This window comes from Escherichia sp. KCJ4928 (genome assembly GCF_004352695.1).
Classification (GTDB): domain Bacteria; phylum Pseudomonadota; class Gammaproteobacteria; order Enterobacterales; family Enterobacteriaceae; genus ECMA0423.
Window position 1 is genome coordinate 1 of record NZ_SJWV01000764.1, and the last position, 255, is coordinate 255.

At 52.5% G+C, this 255-nt stretch carries 1 rRNA gene; it reads left to right on the plus strand.

Annotated elements, in window-relative coordinates:
* Positions 1–255, plus strand: a 23S ribosomal RNA gene (locus E0D98_RS26665); the annotation flags it as partial.

Sequence of the window (255 nt, forward strand, 5' to 3'; positions counted from 1 at the left end):
CAGTGTACCCGCGGCAAGACGGAAAGACCCCGTGAACCTTTACTATAGCTTGACACTGAACATTGAGCCTTGATGTGTAGGATAGGTGGGAGGCTTTGAAGTGTGGACGCCAGTCTGCATGGAGCCGGCCTTGAAATACCACCCTTTAATGTTTGATGTTCTAACGTTGACCCGTAATCCGGGTTGCGGACAGTGTCTGGTGGGTAGTTTGACTGGGGCGGTCTCCTCCTAAAGAGTAACGGAGGAGCACGAAGG